General features: G+C 44.6%; 15 protein-coding genes. 12 read left to right on the forward strand and 3 right to left on the reverse strand.

Going from position 1 to position 22,187, the window contains the following annotated elements; all coding sequences use genetic code 11:
• Positions 1–81: 81 nt before the first annotated feature.
• Positions 82–561, forward strand: a complete 480-nt coding sequence (gene mscL, locus ACXQIQ_RS13550; protein WP_439301822.1) for a large conductance mechanosensitive channel protein MscL — start codon at positions 82–84, stop codon at positions 559–561.
• A 9-nt stretch (positions 562–570) separates the two neighbouring features.
• On the opposite strand, the gene ACXQIQ_RS13555 is transcribed toward mscL, so the two are convergent.
• Complete coding sequence (locus ACXQIQ_RS13555) at positions 571–1,005, reverse strand: SRPBCC family protein (RefSeq protein ID WP_439301821.1); 435 nt, start codon at positions 1,003–1,005, stop codon at positions 571–573.
• 161 nt (positions 1,006–1,166) lie between these two features.
• On the opposite strand from ACXQIQ_RS13555, the gene ACXQIQ_RS13560 reads away from it, so the two are divergent.
• From ACXQIQ_RS13560 to qoxD, 6 genes are all read left to right on the forward strand, one after another.
• Entirely contained in the window at positions 1,167–1,739 is a 573-nt protein-coding gene (locus tag ACXQIQ_RS13560; protein WP_439301820.1) for a TetR/AcrR family transcriptional regulator, read from the forward strand.
• Positions 1,740–1,789: 50 nt separating this feature from the next.
• Positions 1,790–2,722, forward strand: coding sequence for an SDR family NAD(P)-dependent oxidoreductase (locus ACXQIQ_RS13565; RefSeq protein WP_439301819.1), 933 nt, complete (start codon positions 1,790–1,792; stop codon positions 2,720–2,722).
• 159 nt (positions 2,723–2,881) lie between these two features.
• A complete protein-coding gene (gene qoxA / locus ACXQIQ_RS13570) occupies positions 2,882–3,781 on the forward strand; it encodes a cytochrome aa3 quinol oxidase subunit II (protein ID WP_439301818.1) in 900 nt (299 codons plus the stop codon).
• Between the two features lie 27 nt (positions 3,782–3,808).
• Complete coding sequence (gene qoxB, locus ACXQIQ_RS13575) at positions 3,809–5,737, forward strand: cytochrome aa3 quinol oxidase subunit I (RefSeq protein ID WP_439302025.1); 1,929 nt, start codon at positions 3,809–3,811, stop codon at positions 5,735–5,737.
• Between the two features lie 15 nt (positions 5,738–5,752).
• Positions 5,753–6,403 carry a cytochrome aa3 quinol oxidase subunit III gene (gene qoxC, locus ACXQIQ_RS13580; protein WP_439301817.1) on the forward strand — a complete coding sequence of 217 codons (651 nt, stop codon included), beginning with the start codon at positions 5,753–5,755 and terminating at the stop codon, positions 6,401–6,403.
• The gene (qoxD, locus tag ACXQIQ_RS13585; protein WP_439301816.1) at positions 6,396–6,692 is read left to right on the forward strand and encodes a cytochrome aa3 quinol oxidase subunit IV; all 297 of its coding nucleotides are present in this window, start codon (positions 6,396–6,398) and stop codon (positions 6,690–6,692) included. Before qoxC ends, qoxD begins: the two co-directional genes overlap by 8 nt.
• Before the next feature lie 95 nt (positions 6,693–6,787).
• Here the strand turns inward: qoxD and ACXQIQ_RS13590 are convergent, their stop codons facing one another.
• Positions 6,788–7,048, reverse strand: coding sequence for a spore morphogenesis/germination protein YwcE (locus ACXQIQ_RS13590; protein ID WP_439301815.1), 261 nt, complete (start codon positions 7,046–7,048; stop codon positions 6,788–6,790).
• Between the two features lie 113 nt (positions 7,049–7,161).
• Positions 7,162–7,497 carry a DUF488 domain-containing protein gene (locus ACXQIQ_RS13595; RefSeq protein ID WP_439301814.1) on the reverse strand — a complete coding sequence of 112 codons (336 nt, stop codon included), beginning with the start codon at positions 7,495–7,497 and terminating at the stop codon, positions 7,162–7,164.
• A gap of 135 nt (positions 7,498–7,632) precedes the next feature.
• Between ACXQIQ_RS13595 and ACXQIQ_RS13600 the strand changes: the two genes are divergently transcribed.
• From ACXQIQ_RS13600 to ACXQIQ_RS13620, 5 genes are all read left to right on the forward strand, one after another.
• Positions 7,633–8,739 carry a PRK06851 family protein gene (locus ACXQIQ_RS13600; protein ID WP_439301813.1) on the forward strand — a complete coding sequence of 369 codons (1,107 nt, stop codon included), beginning with the start codon at positions 7,633–7,635 and terminating at the stop codon, positions 8,737–8,739.
• Between the two features lie 456 nt (positions 8,740–9,195).
• Positions 9,196–10,521, forward strand: coding sequence for a S8 family peptidase (locus tag ACXQIQ_RS13605; RefSeq protein WP_439301812.1), 1,326 nt, complete (start codon positions 9,196–9,198; stop codon positions 10,519–10,521).
• 70 nt (positions 10,522–10,591) lie between these two features.
• Entirely contained in the window at positions 10,592–11,488 is an 897-nt protein-coding gene (locus tag ACXQIQ_RS13610) for a GNAT family N-acetyltransferase (RefSeq protein WP_439301811.1), read from the forward strand.
• Positions 11,489–11,731: 243 nt separating this feature from the next.
• Entirely contained in the window at positions 11,732–20,893 is a 9,162-nt protein-coding gene (locus ACXQIQ_RS13615; protein WP_439302024.1) for a carboxypeptidase regulatory-like domain-containing protein, read from the forward strand.
• Between the two features lie 112 nt (positions 20,894–21,005).
• On the forward strand, positions 21,006–22,172 hold the full coding sequence (locus ACXQIQ_RS13620; protein ID WP_439301810.1) for a class I SAM-dependent methyltransferase: 1,167 nt from the start codon (positions 21,006–21,008) through the stop codon (positions 22,170–22,172).
• The last annotated feature ends 15 nt before the right edge of the window (positions 22,173–22,187 follow it).

Consider the following 22,187-nt stretch of genomic DNA (forward strand, 5'->3'; position numbering starts at 1 on the left):
ACAACTTGGTAAATAATAGATTGATAGCCACATATTTGGGGGCGATGTTCATATAAATGGTGAGAGAAGGGGGGACAACTTGTGAGGTTTTTCTTTGGCTTGAAGGAGTTCTTGTTACGAGGCAATGTCGTCGATATGGGGATCGGAATCATCATCGGAACCGCATTCAGCAAGATCGTACAATCCTTCGTCTCCGACATCATCATGCCCCCGATCGGATTGATTCTGGGGAAGACCGATTTTTCAGAGCTTTATTTGAATCTGTCTGGTAGGACCTTTTCATCCTTGCAAGAAGCGCAAGAGGCAGGGGCAGCAACCGTCAACATCGGTCTTTTTGTAGAAACGATCATCCACTTCCTGATCGTTGCGTTTGCCGTCTATTTGTTCATCTTGCAGGTGAACAAGGTAAGAAGTGTACCCATTGAACAAACACGGTTCAAAACATGTCCGTTCTGTTATTCGACGATCTCTAACCTGGCCTCTCGCTGCCCTCAATGCACGTCTGAATTGAATGAACCACCAACCAGCTCTAGTGAGCGTTTGAAGGTGAGGTTTAAATAGTGACAGCGATTACGTTGTCTCAAGCTGTTTCTTCAATTTCTTATAATCCGACTTCACTGATTGTTTCACCATCAGCTTCATGAATGGTTGAGCGATCTTGAATGTGCTGCTCGCGTCCCCTTCGACAATCGCTGTCACTTTTGTAGCGCCGTCATGCGGTTCTACCACTCGAGTTACTGTGATCGGAAACGTACTCTTGATGCTTTCGATTTTGATTTTGTGGTTCTCTTCATACTCCACTACTTTAAAAGTCGTAAGGATTTCTTTTCCGAGAAAAGTAGCAACCTGTTCGTAGGTGGAACCGACCCCGATCGGTCCATCTGAAGTGAATCGAGCCTCTACCATGCCGCCTTGCCATTTAGGGTTGTTCTCAAAGTTTGAAATGTAGGAAAACACTTTGTCATGAGGTTGATTAATGGTATTGCTGACGATCACTTTAATCATACAATTCACCTTTTTCGTTAATTTATGTGACTTAAAAGTAACATAATAACTGGTTTGTGACAATCCTTTTCCAAAATTTAACGAATAATGTATTGCCAAATTCTACTTACAAGAATATAATGAGAATAATTAAACAGTGGTCAATTAATAGGAGTTGAACAATGTCACCGAGAAAAAAAGTAGATCAAGAACTGTCTAGAGAGATGATTTTAGAAGCTGCTAGACAATTATTTGTGGAAAAAGGGTTTCAAAACGTATCGATGCGCCAAATCGCGAAAGAACTGAATTATAGTCACGGAGCCATTTATTATCACTACAAAAACAAAGCTGAGTTGTTTTATGCCCTTGTCGATCAAGATTTTCATCTGCTCAACCAAACTTTAGAAACGATTATGGCTGAACAGAATGATTACGCTGTTAAACTGAAAAAAGTGCTGTTGGGTTACATTGAATTTGGGTTAACACATCAGAGCCATTACGAGATTATGTTCCTTATTAAGGACGAAGAAATCCAGCATCATATTCAAAATGGCCCAAATGTGAGTTATGCAAACTTTGCACAGGCGGTAAGTTCCTTAAGCAAAAGTCAATTGACGATTCAAGAAATTTGGTCGGTTTTTTTATCTCTACACGGCTTCGTCGCGCACTACTGGCGCACCAATCAATCTTATGAGGATATTCAATTTTTAGCTGAGGCACATGTGTCTTTCATCATCAAAGCAATGACCAGATAGAAAAATTTTTACCCATTAATTGACCGGTGGTTAAAAAAGGAGGCTTATGCATGAAAAAAGCTTTAGTGTTAGGTGCAACGGGTGGGATGGGATACGCGATCGTAAGTGAATTAAATCAGAGAGGAATAAAAACAGTCGCATTTGCAAGGAACCAAAGTAAGTTAGAAAAATTATTTGGAACATATTCATTTGTGGAATGTGTTGTGGGGGATGTTTTTCAAAAAGAACAAATGATCACTGTAGCAAGTGGAGTGGATGTCATTTTCCATGCTATCAACATTCCTTATCATCGCTGGGAAGAAGATCAGCCTACTATTGTACGAAATATTGTAGATACTGCTAAGCAAACGGGCGCAAAGCTTGCCATGGTAGATAACATTTACGCATACGGTAGGGGAGATGGAAGCCTTGTGCAAGAGACGACACCGAAACGCCCTCATACGAAAAAGGGAAAAATCCGTCTGGAGTTAGAGCACATGGCTTTCAAAGCGAATGTGCCAGTCTTGGTGGCGCATTTTCCTGACTATTATGGACCGAACGCTGAAAATACCTTCATTCATTTTCTATTGAAAGATGTACTCCAAAACAAGCGTGCAAGTTATGTTGGGAACACGGCGATTGCCAGGGAGTTCCTCTACACACCAGACGGAGCAAGAGCTATCGTTGAGCTTTCCCTTAGGGAGGACGCTTATGGTCAAAATTGGAACATTCCTTCAGCAGGTAGCATTTCAGGAGAAGACATTTTGCAAACTGTAAGAGAGTTGACAGGTTATGAGAAGAAGGTTTCAGTCGTAACAAAGAATATGATCCGTATGGTAGGGCTATTCAATCCCCAGATGCGTGAGTTGACTGAAATGATGTACTTGAACGAACAACCGGTCGTCCTTTCCGGCCATAAATTTGAATCGAAAGTCGGACCTGTACCGAAAACCCCATATAGAAAAGGTCTGGAACAAACCATTGAATTTATGAAAGCACAGTGAAATACTTTGCCAGAGCAGTCCCTAGGTAAGAAGGCAGGGGCTGTTTTTTATATGGCTGCAAACGTTTGATAGTTGAGCTTCAAAGGGTAATGAAACACATATCATTCAGAACATACGAAGTTTTTTAAATATACAGATAAATTATCATGTTAAAGAAGGGTGGTGATGACGTTGAAAATGAAGACTAGAGTACTTTTCGTCAGTTTGTTCCTTATAGCTTTGACTTTTGTAAGCGGGTGTAGCGAGCTCGCTGTGTTGGATCCAAAGGGACCAGTCGGTATTCAGCAGAAGGATCTGATCATCTGGTCGATTGGATTCATGCTGTTCATTGTCATCGTGGTCTTTGTTCTTTTTACATTGTTCATTGTCCGGTACCGAGAACGTCCAGGGAACAAAGACTATGAACCGCCTCAAGAAGAAGGGAATAAATTCCTTGAAATTTTGTGGACCGTCATACCAATCCTCATTGTGACCGCGCTTGCTGTCCCGACGGTGAAAACGATCTATGCCTTAGAAGAGCCTCCTAAAGCGACGTCCCACAAGGACCCGCTTGTCATACATGCTACGTCTGTCGATTGGAAGTGGATTTTTTCTTACCCTGAACAGGAAATCGAAACCGTGAATTACTTGCACATACCGGAAGACCGTCCGATTCTCTTTAAGCTGACATCAGCTGATTCAATGGCTGCAATATGGATACCACGGCTAGGAGGACAGAAATACAACATGGCCGGGATGTACACGGAACTTTATCTCCAAGCGGATGAACCGGGTACATATAAAGGCCGGAATGCCAACTTTACAGGTGAAGGATTTGCGAAGCAGACGTTCATAGTTACTGCTCAGGAAAAAGAAGAATTTGACGAGTGGGTAGAAGACACGAAGGCTACTGCACCAAAACTCACGAAAGAAACTTACGACAAGTTAATGCTTAAAGGAAACACGGATCGACACACATTCTCTTCTATGCATCTGGAATGGGTCGACCATGCCAAACAGCCGGATTATGCCATCAAGGTAAGAGAACGTTTGAATCCGGATCACGATGAACCACATTAGTGGAGAAAGGGGGAGACCAGGTTGAACTTGGAATGGGACGAATTTTTCGTAACCGGAGAGCCGTTCATCTATGCTGCCGATATTTCCATATTCCTCACAACGATTGCCATCGTCACCGTACTTACGTATTACAGGAAATGGACATGGCTGTGGAAGGAATGGCTTACAACCGTTGATCATAAAAAACTGGGCGTCATGTACATCTTTTCTGCGTTATTGATGCTGTTCCGTGGTGGAGTGGACGCGCTGATGATGCGAGCGCAAATCACCGCTCCGAATGCCAAAATACTCGATTCACAACATTATAACGAGATTTTCACCACGCATGGTACGATCATGATCATTTTCATGGCGATGCCTTTCTTGATCGGATTGATCAATTTCGTCGTTCCGCTGCAGATCGGTGCAAGGGACGTGGCATACCCGTACTTGAATGCGGTCAGCTTTTGGACGTTCTTTTTCGGAGCGATGCTGTTCAACATTTCATTCATCATCGGAGGCTCACCTTCTGCCGGTTGGACAAGCTATGTACCTCTTGCAGGCAGTGAACTCAACCCTGGACCTGGACAGAATTATTACTTACTCGGACTCCAGATCGCTGGAATCGGAACCCTTCTGACGGGGATCAACTTCCTCGTCACCATTTTAAAAATGCGAGCTCCAGGCATGTCGTTGATGAGGATGCCGATGTTTACTTGGTCCTCCCTCATCACGATGATTTTGATCATTTTCGCGTTTCCGGTTTTGACGGTTGCGCTTGCTTTGATGACATTTGATCGGTTGTTTGACAGCCATTTCTTTACGTTAGCCGATGGCGGTCTTCCGATGCTTTGGGCGAACCTTTTCTGGATTTGGGGTCATCCGGAAGTATACATTGTCATTTTGCCAGCCTTCGGAATCTTTTCAGAGGTGATCAGCACGTTTGCCCGGAAGACGTTATTCGGTTACAAAGCGATGGTCTGGTCGATGGTCGCTATTGCCGGGCTCAGCTTCATCGTTTGGGTCCATCATTTCTTCACGATGGGTGCGACAGCAGCCGTCAATTCATTCTTCTCAATCACGACGATGTTGATTGCCGTCCCGACGGGTGTGAAAATTTTCAACTGGTTATTTACGCTCTATAAAGGAAAAATCAAAATCACAACCGCGATGCTTTGGTCGCTCGCCTTCATTCCGAACTTCACGATTGGCGGAGTGACGGGAGTCATGCTTGCAATGGCCGCAGCAGATTACCAATATCACAATACGTATTTCCTGGTCGCGCACTTCCATTACGTATTGATTTCAGGAACCGTCTTTGCATGTTTTGCGGGCCTCTACTTCTGGTATCCGAAGATGTTCGGTCATAAGTTGAACGAACGACTAGGTAAATGGAGCTTTTGGCTGTTCATGATCGGGTTCAATGTCACCTTTTTCCCGATGTATTTCTTAGGCCTTGCCGGAATGCCACGAAGAATCTACACGTATGAATGGGCAGACGGTTGGTTCAGTTTGAATGTGACAGCCTCTATCGGTGCTATCGGAATGGCACTCGGCTTCGTCCTTCTCGTCTATAACATTTACTGGAGCTTCCGGTACGCCGAGCGTGAAAAGTCAGGGGATCCATGGGACGGTCGTTCCCTTGAATGGGCCACCCATACTCCGGTCCCATTCTATAATTTTGCTATCACGCCCGTGGTTAAAGGACTTGATGCTTACACAATCATGAAAAAAGAAAAGGAACCGAAGAAGACAGACTATAAACCGATTCACATGCCGAGTTATTCTGGACTGCCGATCATCATGAGCGTGTTCTTTTTCATAAGTGGATTCGGACTCGTTTTCAAATGGTGGTGGATTGCCATTTTTGGATTGATCGGTGTGTTGGTCACTCTAGTGCTCCGGTCTTTTGATTATGATGAAGGTTATTACGTTCCTGTCGAAGAGATCGAACGAATCGAGAATTCTCATGAATGAAGGAGGCGTGTAAAAATGGAATATGTGCAGTCAGAAGAGAGCCGGCACGAAGCTCCAGACACGCCGTTAGAATATCAATCGGAAACTGGGCGGCTGAACATCTTAGGGTTCTGGATCTTCTTAGGAGCAGAAATCGCGTTGTTCGCAACCCTTTTTGCCACCTACCTCGTTTTGTTGGGCCGATATGGGGATGGTCCGACACCGAAAGAATTGTTCGAGGTGAAGGGCGTGTTGATTGAAACGTTCTTGCTTTTGACCTCGAGTTTCACTTGTGGCCTAGCCATCCACGAAATGCGACGGAACAGTTTCAAAGGATTAATTGTATGGTTGATCGTCACTCTAGGCTTAGGACTTGGATTTTTAAGCTTTGAAATCTATGAATTCATCCATTACGTCCATGAAGGAGCAAGCTTGACGACAAGTGCGTATTGGTCCGGATTTTTCGTACTCGTCGGAACACATGGTGCCCATGTCACAATGGGGATTGGATGGATCGTACTGATCATCATCCAGTTGTTCCAGCGAGGTCTGACGAAACGAACGACAGGGAAAGTGTTTGTTGCGAGCCTTTATTGGCACTTCTTAGATGTCGTCTGGATCTTTATTTTCACAGCCGTATATCTTTATGGAATGATTGGAACGGGGGCGGTGATGCACCATGGCTAATCAAACATCTCGTTTTCCTTGGAGGCATTTGATCGGGTTCCTTTTGTCGGTTATCTTGACGCTCGCTGCACTTTGGATCGGGTTATACTCAGGTTTTTCGATGACATGGATCATTGGAATCATCGTTGCACTTGCCATTTTGCAAGCGCTCATCCAACTACTTATGTTTATGCATATGACCGAAAGCAGCAACGGAAAGCATCAGACGCACATCATGATGCACTCAGCATTCATTGCAGTCGTTGTCGTCATTGGGACGCTTTGGGTCGTATCCTATGGGTTTCATTAGGTTGGGTTGAGGGTGCTCGTACCGTGAAAAGTGGTGAAACGCGAAAGTATGTATAAAATAAAAAGACCTCAACGCCGACAAGTTGAGGTCTTCCGTTAAATTTTCTTCGCTTTCTTAAGCACGTGTGTCGTGAAAATCATAAACGCGGCAACATGTGCAAAAATGACATTCGCCACAAATATAGAACCTAGTATGATATGGACGAGTATGCTTAACTCAAAGGATAGGTACAAAATGACATAGAGCCACATGCACATGATGAATGGTATTTGAATCATGGCTAGCTTTTTTTTGTCATGCCATAAGAAAAGCGGTGTCGCGCTTGCCACTAACAAATAGACAAGAAAGACATCCATCCATAACGACTCCTTTATCAGTAGTACATTTGAATTGTGAACAATTTGTTACAATTAGTATAACACGATAACGAAATATTGTGAAAACGCTTTTACAGTTGAGTCAAATATTCTTATAGCACAACGGCGTGATTATGCGTTTCATCTTTTGCTGCATAAAGCAGAGTGACCTTCCCGTTCTTGAGATAACGCCTGATTTTTTCCATTGCATCCATCTTCTCTTCCTCTTGATCCAGCTCGTTTATGTATTTTTTCCTGAATGCTTCAAACCGTTCTGGATCATGGTTGAACCATTTTCTCAGGTCTGGGGAAGGCGCGACTTCTTTCAACCATTCATCGAGTTCAGCATCCTCTTTAGAAACGCCTCTTGGCCAGATTCGATCGACTAAAATTCTTATGCCATCCCTTTTTTCTTTTTGGTGATAGATCCTTTTGATCTGGATATCCATACTGGGCGACCTCCTTCCTTCAATATTTTTCCCTGATCATAGATCCCCAAACCATAGGCATTCACCTACATAAGCCCTACCGCATAATCTGAAAATAGGCATCTTTATGACTATAGGAAGAGGGAGTGTATGCGAGTGCCAGGAAAGATCACGAATTATTATGCCGGTGGGAATACTGCCAGAGGTTTTTATAGTCTGTACGACTCTTGTCTTCAGGGCTTGGAACGTCTTTATATTTTAAAAGGAGCACCTGGTTGTGGAAAGTCTTCCTTGATGAAATCGATCGGATATGATTGGAACGATAAAGGATATGACATTGAATTTCTGCATAATGCATCGGATAACCAGTCCGTGGAGGGTGTGCTAATTCCGTGCCTGAAGGTCGGGATTGTGAACGGGTCCGGTCCTCAGGTGATCGAACCGAAATACCCTGGTGTAGTGGAGGAGTATATTAACCTGGGAACAGCCTGGGACTCGAATCAATTGATTCCATATCGGGATGAGATTGAAAAACTGAACGCTCAAATCCAGAAGGCATACGACGATGCTTACAGTTGTTTTTCCAAAGCATTAGAAGTGCATGACGAGTGGGAAGCGATCTATATTGACAATATGGACTTTACAAAAGCGAACCAACTGACAGACGAGTTGATCGAAGCTTTCTTTGCAGGGAAATCTTTGCACAAGAAAGCGGATGTCCGTCATCGTTTCCTAGGGGCAGCCACACCGAAGGGCGCCGTCGATTTTGTCCAAAACCTGACGGAAGGCGTTTATAAGCGCTATTTCATCAAAGGTCGTCCGGGATCTGGTAAGTCTACGCTGTTGAAAAAGATTGCCGCCATTTCAGAAGAAAAAGGGTTCGATACCGAAATCTATCATTGTGGTTTCGATCCGAACAGTCTGGATATGATTATCATACGTGAACTCGGCATCGCCATATTCGACAGCACAGCGCCACATGAATATTTCCCTGAGCGAGAAAATGACGAGATCGTCGACATGTATAAACGAGCGATAACAGCAGGTACAGATGAAAAATATGCAACAGAACTTCTGGATATTACCGAGCGTTATTCATCTTACATGAAGGAAGCGATCGCGTATCTAGCTGAAGCGAAAGCCTGCAACGACGAGCTGGAACAGTACTATATCCATGCCGTCGATTTTGAAAAAGTGGAAGCACTGAAAGAGGAAATCGAACAGGAAATCAAGCGCATCTCAATGACAGCACAAACCACATAAATGGGTAAAAAGGATAGGCTCAAAGCCTGTCCTTTTTTAATTTCAGGATTATTGCTATTGGAGCTCTTCTCCATTGTAAGTTGATTGAAGCGCAAGGTGCGAGACTCCTACGGGACGAGCGGGCCAGGTGAGACCATTCAATGTCGCAGCGCGACGAATGGGCTCACCGCACGCCCCGTGGAAAGCGAGCATCCTGGAGCGGAAATCAAAGACTTTTAAAGAAAACTTGGCGAGACTAAGCCTTTTATAGATCGAGCCTTAGTTGCCCTTATACTGAAGAAAGTATTTTATACTTTCTTCAAGTGCAAGAGCAACAATATATTGCTAAACAGCCTTGATTTTACTAGGCTTGTTTGTAAAAAATTACTAACTCTATTGAATGGACAAACACCGTTACCAACTTGCTAGATTCACATACTATGTTAAGAATTCAATACATTTAATAGAGGTGAAGGTATGTTTGGCTATTCAATGGTTCAGACAGTAAGAACCTATGCACATAAAATGGATCAACCTCTTCGTGAACAAATGCTATACATTTATCGACCGTTTACCTGGATCCCGTGTTTCCTGCATAAAACGATTGAAACATGGATCAAAAGGATGAAGAAGATATCTGTCGTGATCGAATTTTACGAAGATGAGTATGATCAAGGCTGTGAAGATCTGCATCAAATTTCAAAGATTTATAGTCGCTGCGGGATGAGGAAATCGTTCTCAAACGTCTCTTGTTGTACGATGGATGTCACTCCTGCCATGCTGGAAAATATCCTGTCGAACTGTAATCATATCAAAAAAGTTTATTTGAATAGGGAAGTTCAAGCCTTGCTGGATGTTGCGGTCCCTTCAGTAAAAGCGGAAAATGTCGTACGTAATGGACAACCTGTCTCAGGCAAAGATGTGACCATCGCTGTCATTGATACAGGAATCTATCCCCATCAAGACCTGGAAGGTAGAATCATAGCTTTCAAAGATTTCGTCAATCAAAAGGAAGAACCGTATGACGATAATGGACATGGCACTCATTGCGCAGGTGATGCTGCAAGTAATGGGAAAGCCTCTGGAGGTAAGTATACTGGACCTGCTTATGAAGCGAACCTGGTCGGTATCAAAGTTCTGAACAAGATGGGCTCAGGTACTCTCGAGTCGATTATGGAAGGTGTCGATTGGTGTATTCAATACAATGAAAACCAGCCGGACAAGAAAATCGACGTCATCAGTATGTCTCTTGGGGCCGCAGCACAGAAATACGAAGAAGAAAATAAAGATCCGATGGTCCAATTAGTAGAAAAAGCATGGGAAAAGGGCATTGTCGTTTGTGTAGCAGCAGGCAACAGTGGTCCGAGCGGTCAGACGATCGCAAGTCCTGGCGTAAGTGACCGTGTCATAACGGTAGGTGCATCGGATGATAAAAATACGGTTGATTCGAACGATGATGATGTAGCAAGCTTTTCGAGCAGGGGTCCTACCATTTACGATGTGACCAAGCCTGATCTACTAGCTCCAGGCGTGAATATCATTTCGCTCCGATCCCCGAATTCCTATATTGATAAATTGCAAAAATCCAGTCGGGTGGAAGGGGACTACTTCGTTATGTCGGGTACGTCCATGGCAACCCCCATCTGTGCTGGTGTTGTCGCTTTACTTCTACAGCTTTACCCTGATGCTACGCCTGATGAAATCAAGCAAAAACTCATCAATGGTGCGGACAAGCGTGATGACATGGATCCGAACAGCTACGGAAACGGGTTTTTGAATTTTGAAAAAACAATATCTGAGTGATGTGAAACCGATATATAATAGACTGTGAAGCAACACTGTTCACAGTCTTTTTCATGGAGAGGAAGCGTGCATGATGAGAATTGAGCCGTTGACAGAGAATCGTTTGCAAGATTTCATAGCTTATTGCAAGAAATACAGGTCGATCGTTGATGAATCGTTTTTAACGGATGAGGATCTTCATTCAATTGAAATCAGTGATGAGCAGCCGACTTATCTATTGTTGGATGGCGAAAGGGTGATCGGTGTCGCCTCCCTGATGATGGATGATTATTTTCTCAGAGGAAAGAAAGGACGTTTTCGTATTTTCCACTCTGAATTGGATGATGTGGAAGCCTATCGAACGTTGATGGAATCAATTATCCCGCACACATCTGAAATCCATCGTGTTTTCCTGTTTACGCAGGATGTACATCAGGATTTTCGACGTATTGTGGAATCACTTGGTTTTGGTATTGAACGATACTCCTATGTATTAGATAGACCGGACCAACCTGCTAGTGATATTGAGTTTCCGCTCGGTTATGAGTTGAGAGATTTTGTTTTCGATTGTGATGAGGACAAATGGCGAGATATTCGAAATGAGGCATTCGCTAATCTGGCAGGTTCAGAAACACCAATCACCGTTGAACAAGTGAAAAAGATGAAGAAGGAGGAAGGCTTCCTGAAAGATGGTCTCAAACTCCTCTACTATGAGGATGAGCCTGTCGGTTTGCTGCGACTTACGGAAGAACCGCATAAGGGAGAAACTCATCTGTTCATCCACCTGTTGGCAGTCCGTCCTTCCCATCAAAAAAAAGGACTAGGGCGTAACCTGTTGCGGTCTGGTATCCAATACGGACGTGCCAAAGGACTTCCGAAAGCACTTCTGACCGTCAATGCGGAAAATGAAAATGCGGTAAAACTCTACCTGGCTGAAGGCTTCCAGAACGATGAAACAATGATTTGCTACAACTACAATCTAAAATGACCCATTCCTCACCTATCGACTCGATCTCCACCTTCGATAGGTTTTTTATTTTCTTACCCTTTCATAGTCTTATAGTCCCGAACGTTAACCCAAACAAAACTCCTCCTTGCTCTATTGTTGTCTGAATCAAAGGAACGAAAAATTTCTAAAAAGTCCCAATTATTAGAAATTAAGAAGGTGATTGTCAATATTTGTGTAAATTTCGTCTTAACCACAAAAAGAGGAGTGAATGGTTTGCGACGGATGAAACGGCAAAGAAAGCACTTTGGACTGGTGTTCAGTTTTCTACTCGTTTTTTCTATGTTCATGCCACAAACTACATACGGTCAAACGGAATCAGAACGGAACTTAGGCGTAGAACATGACATGCTTGAAAAGGAAAGAGAAAAAGAGCAGATCACAACTGAAGAGAAAGACATTACATCTGATTCAAGTGAAGAAGAATTAGCCTCACTCATGGAAGGGATCGGATGGGAGCCTCCTCCATTGTCTGGACAACCTGACCCTTCAGCTAAGGAGCCTGAAAAAGTCGAGGCAGATATCATCAAGCAATTGAAGCAATCCGAGAAAGTGGACGTCATCATCCGGATGAAAGAGCGTCCGAACATCGATGCAATTTTCCCTCAAGTAAAAAAGAAACCATCAAAGAAAGACAAGATTGAACTCATCAAAGCCCACCTCCAAGAAAAAACAAATGCCTCTCAAAAAGCACTCAATCAAGCAATGAAATCTCTTGAACAAAAAGGAAAAGCCCAAAAGAAGAAAAGCTTGTGGATCATCAATGGAATGACTGCAACTGTAACAACTGAAGCTTTGGAAGAATTGAAAAAGCGCGATGATATCGAACGGATTTCATTGGACCGCACGCTACAGTTACCGGAACCTCAAGAGTCTGAGAACCCTCCTAAGTTACCACAATGGGGTCTAGAAAAGATCCAGGCAACAAATGTGTGGGGAGAGTATGGTCTCAAAGGTGATGGTGTCGTTGTCGGAATCATGGACTCCGGGGTAGATGGGACACATGAAGCTTTGAAGGATAACTATCGAGGTCGAGATGGGAATCACCAGTATTCCTGGATTGATGTATCCGGTCAAGGGTATACGACACCAAGCGATGGTCATGGACACGGTACACACGTCGCTGGTTCAGCTGTTGGTGGGGGATCTGGTGAACCGATCGGGGTTGCGCCTGAAGCGGAATGGATTGCCGCTAAAATTTTCACAGATGGCGGTTCGACCACGACATCTGCAATCCATGCTGCGTTCGAATGGTTCATGGCACCAGGCGGAGATCCATCCAAAGCACCTGATGTCGTAAATAATTCTTGGGGGAACTCGAATGCCTATACGACGGAATTTTATGAAGATGTCGAAGCATGGGTTTCTGCAGGGATTTTCCCGATGTTTGCAGCCGGAAATGATGGACCTGGCTCACAAACGATCGGCTCACCGGGAAGCTTTCCGCATTCCTTTGCAATCGGGGCGACAGACATCAATGACCAGATTGCTTATTTTTCGAGCCGTGGGCCAGTGTTTTGGGAAGATGAGAATGGTAACCAGGTACGGATCCTGAAGCCGGATGTATCTGCACCAGGACATCATATCTATTCAGCATGGCCAGAGGGTAAAGGAGAAGGTAAGTACAACACGATCAGTGGTACGTCTATGGCAACACCTCATGTAACAGGAGCAGTAGCCTTACTATTGCAGGCAAACCCTGATTTGACAGTAGATGAAGTCAAGAGCCTTATTCGTGATACAGCCAGGGTGGAGCCGTTCATGGGTTCTTTGCCGAATGATGTGTACGGGCACGGAATCGTCAACATCTATCAGGCAGTCACAGAAGCTGCGTTTGCCGGTGATTTGAAAGGAACATTGAAAAATGATGCCGGAGAACCGATTGCTGGAACGCTTGATTTTGAAAACGGTGGGACTTACACCATTGAAGAAGATGGCGTCATCGATTTGAAAATCAGAGAAGGGAAGCACAATGTCCTCATAAAATCGTTTGGATACGAAGATCAGACGATTACGATTGAAATCCAGAAAGATGAACGGACAGAAGTGGATTGGATTTTAGACCAAGCACCTTCTTATAGTTTGAACGGAGTCGTTGTGGATTCAGCTTCGGGTGATCCAGTCTCTTTTGCCTATGTTCGGGTGAGAGATACCCCGATCGAGACAGCACGGACTGATGAACAAGGGAATTTCACTATAGAAGACATTCCTGTTGGAACCTATCAGCTGCAAATTTCCGGTGAGGGAATTGCTGGCAAGTCTATGGAAGTCGTCATGGATTCTGATCAACAGCTCCAAATTGAGATGACAGCAGCTGAATCGAGTTCGAAGAAGGGCTGGAGTACAGCGAACAACAATAATGCTCGGAACGCTGTATCACCTGCTGCAATTGATGTGAAGAAGCTCGATCTTGGCTGGGCATACGACCTCGGTTCGAAAGGACAGATTTTGTTCTCGACCCCTGCAGCAGCAGATCAAAGTGTTGTGCTGACCACCGATCGGGGTTGGGTCGTGAATCTGAATTCGGATACCGGTGAAGAAATGTGGAGCATCCGGTTAGGTTCGACAAACCGTTCTTCTCCTACGATTGTTGATGGCAAAGTCTATTTATCAGGTGGGGAAGATGGTCGAATCTATGCACTAGATCTCGCCAATGGAAATATCCTATGGAACTACCAGACTGATTCATACACCATCTATGAATCTCCAATTTATCAGGATGGGAAACTGTATGTAGGATCTGGTTTGGATGAGAACGCCAAGGTGACTGCCTTGAATGCTGAGACTGGAGAAAAGATTTGGAATACCGCACTAGGGGCACCGTCTTTCTTCGGGGGCAGTTTAGGTGATGGAAAACTTTATGTCGGCAGCTACGATAACATGACCATCCGGGCATTGGATGTATCGGATGGATCAGAAGTGTGGAGCAAAACACTCAGCAATGAAGGGGTTGCCGCCAGACCCGTCTATGTGGATGGGGAGTTGTATGTTGTCGGCACAAACTTTAATACACAGGCTGGCACGCTTTATAAACTGGATCCGTCTACTGGAGAAGAAGTTTGGAAGGCTGAAGGTGTAGGAGATACGCAGGCTGGTTCACCTGTTGTCTATGAAAATATCGTTGTGATGACATCTGCCGCTCACCCGATTTTACGAGCGTTCGATCGTGAAACAGGTGAGATCCTCTGGACGAACCGTACGGTCGGTACCGCTTTGAACAATGGCTCTGTCACAGCAAATGGCGTATTGTTCATTGCTGGGACAAGCGGCACGTTGTTTGCACTTGATATCTATTCCGGTAAAAGTTTAAAAGAATTCTCATTGCCGGATTACAGCACTTCCGGTTTACCCATTTTAGCCGGAAAGGTCATCGTCCCTTATCGCACTGGAATCCAAAGCTATCAATCTCCGGGAATCTTAATGGGAACGATGAAAGATACAGATGGGAACCCTGTGCAAGGTAAAGTGACTGTACTCGAAACAGGAGTGGAAGTAGAAGCGAATGAAAATGGAACCTTCACCATGGAGCATCAACCTGGTGAATACACCGTTAAGGTTGCACAATATGGAAAACAGCAGGTGGAGGAATCGATCAAGTTCGTTTCTGGATTTGAACGAACGAAGGATTATATCCTTACAGAAGCAGAATCCGGTTCTCTCGATATCCAGGTCAAAGATCAACGGACCGGAGAGGGCCTTCCGAATGTGAACGTCACTTTGAAAGACACGTCTATCAACGGGGAAACCAATGAGGGTGGATCTTTTACAAATGCAAACGTTTATGAAGGAAAATATGAGTTGACCTTAAGCTTAAGCGGATATGTCGAGCAAAAACAATGGATCACGGTTCAACCAGGAGAAGAAACGGTTCTAGAAGTTAACATGAAACCAATTGACATTGCCGTTTTGAACGATTGGAATTCTGAAGTTACGAAGCTATTGAACGTCAACGGTTATGCAGCTGAAGAACGGGATTGGGATATCGTCGACAATATTGAACGATATCAAGTCGTATATCTGAATGGTGCGTATGGGTCAGGTGGGGAACAGCCTGATGCAGCAACTTTCGATTCGCTCGTTCAAGCAGCGAACGAACATGATGTGAGTTTGATTTTCGCGGATCAATGGGGTTCCAGCTACGGAACGATTGAACACTTACATGAATATTATGGTGATCCGAAAGAATTCGCTCATCAATATGATGGCGGTGCTGTCAGGATGCAGGTCGATGTCGAGCATCCAATTTTTGAAGGGTATCAAGCTGGAGATCGTCTTACATTGTTTGAACGTACTGGTGATTTAACCTGGTTCAACCAGTATTCAGGACGTCATCTCGGTACGATCGGAAACGGTTCTCTAGGCTTTGTCGGTACCGGGGTCGCGTATAAGGCTGTTTCCGAAGACAGTGCACACTTGCTGTTATCTGGTCATGCCGCAGCACCTTGGATTTCTCCTTTACAAGGCTGGTTGACTGACCAACAGAATATTCTATTCAATGGGATCGACTTCTTGATCGACTCCGATTTTGGACAAGTATCCGGAACGGTCATGGACGTAGATGGAAATCCTGTTGAAGCACAAATTGAAATCCTGGAAACAGGGGTTAAAACGACGTCTGTTCTAGGAGAAGGCTCTGGCGCAAATGCACAATATGAACTATTCCACGATCCGGGAACGTATACGATGGAAATCCGTGCAATCGGGTATGAAACACAAACGCAAGAAGTGACCTTCACCCACGGCGAGCCAGCTGAAATCTTCGTTACACTTGGAGCGTCGAATGGTGGAACGATATCAGGTCTTGTAACGGATGCAAACACACAGCAAGTCTTAAGTGGTGCGCACGTGAAAGTGACGAACGAAGCAGGGGAAGTTGTCACGGAAACAACGACAGGTTCAAATGGACGCTATGAAGTGAGCGATCTGGAAGATGTCGTATACAACTTGTCCATAGAAAAAGACGGGTATATCAAGTACTCCAAACAGATCGACATGGCAAGACATGAAGGTGAATTGAACGTCGAATTGTCTGCTGTCCCTAGACTCGCAGTCGTCGGTGATTACTGGTCATCGGAACGTAATTTCGCCTCCATTTTCACAGCGATGGGTGTTCCGGTCACAGAAGTCGATGAAACGGAGATCGCAGCGGAAGTCGGTAATTACGATGTTGTCTTCTTCAACGATGCAACTTCTTACAGATTCAAAGAGCCCGCTTTCGAAGCGATGATGAAAGCAGCTGATGAGCATGAAACAAGTATCATTTTCGGTGAAACGTATTGGAGCGGTTCAGGAATCGATTATCTGGTGGATTATCGTGGGGATCCTGAATCAAGGGAAACAATCCGTGGCTCCAATCTTGCGGCTGGATATGTGGTGACCGAAGAACATCCTGTTTTCGGTGACGCTCAAGCTGGCGATTTCATTGAATTGCTTTTACCAGAAGCAAGCTCAATCGGAACATTCGAAGGATACAGTGGATACTCATTAGCGACGATTAAGCATGAAGGAGACGCTGAACCATATGGCGGAGGTCTTGCCTATAAACCAAGATCGTCCGGAAGCATGGAAATCTTGATGGCAGGTCACGGCTTCTCTTTCTCACATGATGCGAGCGATTATACCCCTGAAGGAAAGGAATTGCTCGTCAATACGGTGCTTTGGGCGGCAAATGCGAAGTTTTCGACCATCAGCGGTACGGTAACCGATGAAAGTGGGAATCCTCTGGATGCCACGGTCAAAGTGAACGGAATGGAGTTCTCTGACAAGACGAATCCAGATGACGGCTCTTACGCCATCGCCATTTTAGATGGCGAATACGAAGTCGAAATTCAATCATTCGGGTACCAGACGCAAACAATGAACGTGAGTGTATCTGGAGACAGTGAACCACTGGATATCCAAATGAATGTAAAAGGGAATGTCGGTTCCATCTCAGGAGTGGTCGCCAATGAGAAAGATGGCAATGCGATTGAAGGTGCCACAATCGACGTATTGAATGTTCCACGGGCAACAGTTTCAAATACGCAAGGTCAGTATTCACTCGAACGTCTAGAGCCAGGAACGTACACGTTACGTATTGAAAAAGATGGCTATGTTCGTAAAGACATAGAAGTTGAAATTGGCGACACAGAAGAGGTGAACCTGCCGATTGACCTTAAGCCGTCACCGACGGTAGGTGTCATCGTCGATATTACAGCCTCAGGCTATCCGACTTTACGAGGCTATCTAGAAGAACGAGGCTATCTCGTCGAAGATATGAACTTCACAGACCTGGATAAGCTCAGTGAAGTGGACCTTGTTTTTGCAAATTCAGATTACGCACCGGCCCTCGAACCTACTGAGGGAGAATTCAAAACATTCTTGAAAGCGCTCGATCAGTCAAGAACACCGGTGATCTGGACGGGTCAGGATGGCGGTCGCGGATCCATTGATATTTTGAACGAGTATTTGAATGACCCTACGACCGTATTCGGTGGAAGCGAAGAAGGCTCCACAGGTAAAGTGGTCAAAGAACATCCAATTACAGAAGGTCTTGCTTTAAACGAGTCCTTCGATATCCCGGCTCGTTTCGATTACTACTATGGATTTGACGGTTACTCTGGGGAGACCGCAGTTGAATTCTCGAATGAAACGACGGGTGATCAAGGAAGCATGGTCGCATACAAAGGTCGTACGATCGATTCCGTCGAAATTTTACTAGCCAATATGACATTCAGCCACGTCTGGAACCCAGACCAATCGTTTGATCCAGTCCGTGAGAAAATATTGAACAACGCAATCCTTTGGGCGTTGGATAATGAAGAACCATTTGTGGGTGAATTGCATGGCCAGGTGCTGAATGATCAGGGTACACCTGTTAAATCGACAGTGACAATTACGGAAACAAATGAAACGATCGAAACGGACAATGAAGGTCGTTTCTATGCAGGACTTGAAGAAGGAAGCTATGAACTGACCTTTAATGCTTTCGGACACGAACAAAAATCTGTGCGTGTAGACATCACGAATGGAGAACGATTGGATGAAAGCTTCGAGTTGAAATCAGAAAATGCAGGAACGGTAACTGGTACAGTCATCGACAGTTCGACGAATGAACCGATTGCCGATGCATCTATCTCGTTCTTAGGTACTCCAATCGAAGTTTCAACAGATGAAAATGGAACGTTCACAGCATCTGTCCCTGAAGGAACCTATGACGTACGGGCACTCGCTTCAGGTTATGGCCCGAATACGCAAAACAATGTACAGGTCGTTGCTGGTGAGGAAATTGATCTCTCCTTCGCAATGCAAGTATCGGAAAAACTTGCAGTCATCGGCTATAGCCCGAACGAAGCGCGACTCGTTCCTTTCTTGGAAACGAACGGATATGAGGTCGATTTCTATCAAAGAGCTGACTTCGAATCCTTGCAAGATGCACTTGCAGATTATGCACTAGTCATCTTCAACGATAAAGATTATTCAATGAGCAACGATCAATTCCGAGCTTTCGTTGAAGAAGCGAATCAACTGGAAGTGAGTATGATGTTCGTCAGTCAGTATGGTGGCGGAACGATCAAGAGCTTGAAGGATGCCTACGGGGATCCTGAGAATGTCATCTCATCCTTTGAGAGTCAGTCTATCAACGTTAAAGTCGATCAGCTCCATCCGATTTTCAGCGGTTTTGAAGTCGGAGAAGAGATCGAAATATTGAACAATGGAGATCGTAACCAGCAGTATTCAGTTTATGAAAACTATTCCGGTACGACAATTGGATCCTTGACACATCACACAGAAGGATTACTCGGTGAAGGTTTCGGAATCAAGTATCCAACAGCGAATAGTGTTCACGTATTATTGTCTGGTTTACAAGCAAGCAGCTATGGCTCTCCTGATGATGGCTGGACGGAAAATGCAAAACAAATCTACTTGAATGCAATCGAATTTGCAACGACAGCTAGTCTTGGTGAAATCAAAGGGACTGTGACAGATGCTGAAGGGATGCCGATTGGAAATGCCAAAGTAACGGTTGCTTCTGAAGGCATCGAAACGGTCACAAGCGCTGACGGCACTTATCGATTAGGAGTCGGTGTCGGAACGTACGATGTTAAAGTACAAGCACGTGGTTTCGTTGAACAGACGCAGGAAGCCAATGTAGCTGAGCTTGGTGATTCTGTCACATTGAATTTCACACTTGAAGCAATTGAAGGTGTGGCGTTATCAGGAAAAGTGGCGGATGCTGAAACGGAAGAAGGTATTGAAGGTGTTAAGCTGACCCTGACACCAGAAGACCCTGCTGGATTTGTAGAAGAAGCAACAACCGATGAATCCGGTAACTATTCGTTCGAACAACTGCTGCCTGGTAATTACGAGTTGAAAATGGAAGCGGACGGCTACTTGCCAGCTATTGAAACGATCGCTGTCGGAGAAGAAGATGTTGAAACGAACCTGACGTTGAACGCGTATCAAGTTGCTGTATTAGGTGACATAAACGGAACGCTCGCCTCCTTCCTGAACGGACAAGGGGTCTATGCAGAATCTCGCGACTGGGATGTGCTGGGCAATGTAGACGATTACAGAATCATTTTACTCAATACAAAAGACGGAACAGCTGAACAGGTAAAACAATTGATTGCTGAAACGGATGAAAAACAAGTAAGCGTTGTGTTCACTGGAACGTGGGGAGTTGGTGAAGGCTCCATCCAGCTGTTGGAAGCAGCGAAAGGATATCCGCAATTGGATCAACAAGGATATGATGAAGGAGCCGTATACGTACATCCACTGGAAGGGCATCCGATTTTCGAAGGATTGGTAGCAGAGGATGGGGAAGTCACTCCGATTAAGATTCATACAGCGAAGAGTCCTTACGCGACCTTTAAAGGATACCCTGGTATCACACTTGGAGATCTAGCAGTAGATGAAACGATGAAAGGATCTTCGATCGCTTACGATTTCACAAGTGCTACGAGTGTGCAATTGCTTCTCTCTAGCTACAACGTGACCAACATCATTGGACCGGAGTACGGCTGGACGGAAGAAGGAAAACAACTTTTCGTCAATGCATTGAATTGGGCGATGGATGCAGAACAACAAGCTCCAAACGCGCCTGAATGGGATGATGATAAATTGAAATTCAAGCGTGAGCCTGTTGTTGTGACAGGACAAGCAGATCCGAATACGACCATTCACGTGTACAATGTGAAAGGTAACAAACGTACTAAACTAGGTTCTGGTCAATCGGATACAGACGGAACATTTGAAATCAAATTGGAGCTGGCAAACGGAAGTTATTTCTTGGTAGCAGAGGCTGAGAATTTTGCAGGAACTGCTGAAAGCGAAGACCAACTTCATGTGATTGTGGCAGGGAAACCAGAAACTCAAAAATCAAAAGAAAAAGAAAAGGTCAATTGATTTGAAGGAAAGAGGCACCCCTGTATCGTAAGGGGTGTCTTTTCTTATCTTGAATTTTGTTGTGGTTTCTGTCATCTTTTATTAAAGATCATAATCAGACGGAGGATCAACCATGTCATCTGATATATATAGTACACAAATCCATAACCTTGCTGTAGCCTTCCAAGAGCAGGCCATCCCTTATCAATTCATAAATGAAACAGCCCTTTCTTTGCAGGGGATAGACTTAGAATCGGATCGAGTATGCGTGGAAGTGCAGTGGGACGTTTTCGAAACGGTATATGACGTTTTTGCACCATACCACCCGAGTCCGGTTGAGCAGACGACTGAGAGAGGCGCTTTTCATTTTAAAATGGAGGATGTGACCGTCGATGTTTCCTGCCGATATAACACCACAATTCGGACGAACCGTTACCGAATCGAGGTTGAGAACAGTGGGGCATCTTTATGGTGTCAGTCCTTATATGACTTGAAGGAAGATCCGCGATTTGAAGGACTCGTTGCTTCGTACTTAGCTGATCAACAAGCTCGGATGACGAATCAAAACGAATCTGCCTGGAACCAAAATACGTATGAGGCACTGGTTAACCGTCATGGAACACCAGAAGTAGCAGCGGAAAAAATCAAACGGCATCCAGCTGGAAGGCTCGGATCGTTATATCCTCAATTCGGATCTTTGGAAGGAAAAAAGGTCGTTCATCTGATGGGCTCGAATGGAATCAAAGGTGTGGCGATGTCTTTACTCGGTGCAGATGTAACGGTTGTCGATTTTTCAAAAGAGAATGCGGCTTACGCACAGGAAGTTGCGGAATCCTCCGGTGTCGAACTAGACTACCGGGTTGCAGACGTATTGTCGTTTGAAACGGAAAACCACTATGACGTCGTTATGATGGAATTAGGAGTCCTGCACTACTTCATCGATTTGAAACCTTTGATGAGTAAAGTCCAAGCGTTGTTGAAACCAGGAGGCAAATTCATCCTCCAAGAATTCCACCCGATTTCGACAAAACTGATCACTTCCAAAGGGAAGAAACATAAAGTGGACGGCAATTACTTCGACCCGACGATTGAACGAAGAGGTGTAGCATTCTCAAAGTATTCATCTGAGGGGAAGAAAGAAGAAAATGAAGTGCTGCAACGGAAGTGGACTCTAGGAGAAGTTGTAACAGAAATCGCTCAACAAGGGCTGGTTGTCAAGATGTTGGATGAAGAAACGAACCAAAAAGTCCATGACATCGGACTACCGAAGATGTTCACGCTCGTTGCGGAAAAAGCGTAATACGGATGGAGACTG

It is taken from the genome of Pseudalkalibacillus sp. Hm43 (assembly GCF_054170705.1).